We start from the raw sequence: 3,235 nt of genomic DNA on the forward strand, positions 1-3,235 counted from the left end.
CGATGGTCGTCGCAGGAGGCGCGGCGGTCGCGGGCGCGGCGGCGACGGCACCGGCCAGCGCGGCGAGACCGAGGGCGGCCATCGCCTGCACGACATGACGGCGCGCACGGCCGCATCGATCGAAGCGCATGACGGTTCCCCCCAGAACGACTGCGCTCTGAACCTACGAAGCCGGGCCTCCACGCGGGACCCCCAGTCCGCGGCGCGCCTCCAGCTCGCGGGCGCGGGCGAAATCCTGACGAAACACCGCCGGAGCACACTTGCCCGAAGCAGCAGCGCGAAGGACGGATCTTTCATGGCGGCCCCTCGAGACCTGAGCATCCCGACGATCGACATCTCGCGGGACCCCGCGGTGGTCGGCCACGAGATCGACGACACCCTGCGCACGGTCGGCTTCTTCCAGATCACCGGGCACGGCGTGCCGGACGACGTCGCCGGCGCATGCTGGGAGGCGGCCACCGCGTTCTTCGACCTGCCGCTCGCCGTGAAGTCGCAGGTCGAGCGGACCGAGGGCGGCCTCTACGGCTACTTCCCGATGCGGTCGGAGTCGCTCGCGATGTCCCGCGGCGTCAGCACGCCGGGGGACCTCAAGGAGTCGTTCAACATCGGCCCGACCCGTCCACCGGCGCACGAACCGGTGGACGACGACGAGCGCGCCCTGTTCAGCGCGAACCGGTGGCCGGCGCAGCTGCCGCGGATGCGCCCGGCGTGGGAGGCGTACTTCGCCGCGATGGACGCGCTCGCGGTGCGCCTGATGTCGATCTTCGCGCTCGGTCTGGACCTGCCCGCGGACTACTTCGCAGCGCGCATCGACTCGAGCCCAGGCGCGCTGCGGGCCATCAACTACCCGGAGCAGCAGCTGCCGCCGGAGGAGGGCCAGCTGCGTGCCGGCGCGCACAGCGATTACGGCACGCTCACGATCCTGCGCCAGCAGACCGGTCGGGGCGGATTGCAGGTGCGCGACGAGGCCTCCGGATCCTGGGTCGACGTCCCCGCCGTCGAGGGCGCCTTCGTGATCAACATCGGCGACCTGATGGCCAGGTGGACGAACGATCGCTGGACCTCCACGCTGCACCGCGTCGTCAACCCGGACGCCGGCGCCGCGGTCTCCAGCCGACGCCAGAGCATGCCGTTCTTCCACAACGCGAACCACTCCGCACTGATCGAGGCGATCCCCACCTGCGTCGCTCCCGGCGAGCAGCCGAAGTACGAGCCGGTGCTCGCGGGGCCGTACCTCGCCGCAAAGGCTCGCGGGTCGGTTGCCGCGACCGCGTAGCAGCACCCCCGCCAGGAGGAGGAAGTAGGGACCCGACGAGGCGGGTTTTCTGCCTGCGATAGATCGGCGGGTGCCTTGGGAGGCCCGCATGTTCGCACAGCCCTGTGCAGCGCTCGGAGAGCGCAACTCTGATCTGACGCTGCTTCGACCGCTTCGGTCGAGGTCGCCGTGGTGCCGCATCGACGATGCGGCGCGCCGCGCTGGACGACCGCGTGCCGGAGATCCGCCAGCAGGCCGTCGTGATCGCCGACCGCATCGCGTGAGCTGAGCGGAACGAAATACGGTTCTGACCAGGGTTGTTGTTCTCCTCGACGCCGGCGGAGGACACCGTGAGAGGTGATCGGGTGGAGGTCGTCGTCGACGTCGGCGACGGCACGAAGACGTACGAGATCGAGGCGACGCGCGCTGGGCGGCGCGTGGACGTCCGGACCGGGCGCGGCCTGGTCGAGGTGATCGAGGTGACGCGCGGCGGCACGCCCGTCCGCACCGCGCGCTTCATGACGCAGCGGGTGGTGGCGATGATCGAGCACCCGGCGTCGGACGTCGCGGGCTCCGACGAGGTCGTGACGCTGCACCGCGCCGCCGAGTCGGTGCGCGCGGGGAGGACCCCGCCGGACGACGTCAGCTCGAGGTCGTGACCGTCGTCGCCGTGATCATCACGGTCGTCACCACCGATATCGATGCCTGCACCGCCTCGCGGACGGCCTTCGCGGCCCAGTCGCCCTCCGCGAGCGCCTTCGCACGCCGCTTGGCGTCCCGCGCCTCCGCGCCCTTGAGCCCGAGGGTCGGCCCGAGCCGGTCCAGCGCCAGCAGGATCCCGACGAGCGCGGCGGTGCGCTCGTCCGGCGCCGCGCCCTGCACGACGACGGCCGCGAGCCGCGTCCGGAGCTCCGCCTCGTGGGCCGATGCGAGCGCGGGCCAGCGCGTCCGCGGGAAGAGCCCGAGTACGCGCTCGTCCTGCCGCTCCAGCATTCCCTGGTCCGCGAGACGCTGCCCCAGCCGGTCCTTCAGCCCGTCGCCGAGTCGTCCTGCGAGGTCGGTCGCGGTGCGCGGCTTCTCCTGCACCGTCCGGAGCGCGGCAGCGAGCACGTCGTCGTCGACGGCGCCATCGGCGGCGCGCACCGTGCGCCCCCTCCAGACGCTCGTCCGCGGTTCGAGCTCGACGGCTCCGTCGATCGCCAGCTCGGCGAGCACGGCGGCGCCCAGCGGCACGCGGACGTCGACCCACATGCCGGGCGTCGTGCCCTTCTCGTCGTCGAGCAGGAGCAGCAGGAGGTCCTCGGCGATCGTCATCGACATGCCCGCACGGTAGGCCGCGGAGATGACGATCGCCAGGAACAGCGATCCGCCCCTTGCCATCGCACCACAGGGTTCCTAGGTTCATTACTTCAGTAACTAACCAAGGGGGTGGACATGCTCACGGACGACCGGCCGATCTTCCAGCAGATCGCGGATCTGCTGGCCGACGGCATCCTCGTGGGCAGCTACCTGCCGGGCGCGCCGGTGCCGTCGACCAACGAGCTCGCCGCGTTCCACCGCATCAATCCCGCGACAGTCGGCAAAGGGGTCAACCTCCTCGTCGATGCGGGCGTGCTCGAGAAGCGCCGTGGTCTCGGCATGTACGTGACCGACGGCGCCCGTGAGCGTCTGCTCGCGGACCGGCGGGCGGCCTTCGCCCGCGACTTCGTCGCTCCGCTGCTCGAGGAGGCGAGGTCGCTCGGCCTCGCTCCTGCAGAGGTGCACCGCATCATCGACCAGGAAGTGCAGCCATGAACGCATCCGCCATCCGGCTCACCGCGGTGAGCCGTCGGTTCGGCAGGACCGCCGCCCTCGAGGACGTCACCGTCGACGTGCCCGACGCCTGCGTCTGCGGCCTGCTCGGCCGCAACGGCGCCGGCAAGACGACGCTCATGTCCATCGTCGCCGGCCACGACCGCCCCTCGTCGGGCCGGGTGGAGG

At 71.5% G+C, this 3,235-nt stretch carries 5 protein-coding genes; 4 read left to right on the forward strand and 1 reads right to left on the reverse strand.

Features of this window, described 5'->3' with window-relative positions; all coding sequences use genetic code 11:
• The first annotated feature begins 295 nt into the window (after positions 1-295).
• Both ACFE67_RS14685 and ACFE67_RS14690 read left to right on the forward strand, forming a co-directional pair.
• Positions 296-1,276, forward strand: coding sequence for an isopenicillin N synthase family dioxygenase (locus tag ACFE67_RS14685; RefSeq protein ID WP_375407613.1), 981 nt, complete (start codon positions 296-298; stop codon positions 1,274-1,276).
• A gap of 329 nt (positions 1,277-1,605) precedes the next feature.
• Positions 1,606-1,914, forward strand: coding sequence for a hypothetical protein (locus ACFE67_RS14690; protein WP_375407614.1), 309 nt, complete (start codon positions 1,606-1,608; stop codon positions 1,912-1,914).
• Here ACFE67_RS14690 and ACFE67_RS14695 read toward each other — a convergent pair.
• Positions 1,898-2,635: a GPP34 family phosphoprotein gene (locus ACFE67_RS14695; RefSeq protein WP_375407615.1), complete on the reverse strand. Its 738-nt coding sequence runs from the start codon at positions 2,633-2,635 to the stop codon at positions 1,898-1,900. The two genes, ACFE67_RS14690 and ACFE67_RS14695, sit on opposite strands and share 17 nt — an antisense overlap.
• Before the next feature lie 54 nt (positions 2,636-2,689).
• Between ACFE67_RS14695 and ACFE67_RS14700 the strand changes: the two genes are divergently transcribed.
• Positions 2,690-3,049: a GntR family transcriptional regulator gene (locus ACFE67_RS14700; RefSeq protein ID WP_375407616.1), complete on the forward strand. Its 360-nt coding sequence runs from the start codon at positions 2,690-2,692 to the stop codon at positions 3,047-3,049.
• Positions 3,046-3,235 (forward strand): ATP-binding cassette domain-containing protein (locus ACFE67_RS14705; protein WP_375407617.1); only part of this gene is annotated, 190 nt, incomplete at its 3' end. The genes ACFE67_RS14700 and ACFE67_RS14705, both read left to right, overlap by 4 nt.

Origin of the sequence: uncultured Amnibacterium sp. (assembly GCF_964244015.1) — a bacterium.
GTDB lineage: Bacteria > Actinomycetota > Actinomycetes > Actinomycetales > Microbacteriaceae > Amnibacterium.

Coding starts and splice junctions, on each gene's coding strand:
- ACFE67_RS14685 (WP_375407613.1), top strand. CDS start 296: ATGGCGGCCCCTCGAGACCTGAGCATCCCGACGATCGACATCTCGCGG.
- ACFE67_RS14695 (WP_375407615.1), bottom strand. CDS start 2,635: ATGGCAAGGGGCGGATCGCTGTTCCTGGCGATCGTCATCTCCGCGGCC.
- ACFE67_RS14700 (WP_375407616.1), top strand. CDS start 2,690: ATGCTCACGGACGACCGGCCGATCTTCCAGCAGATCGCGGATCTGCTG.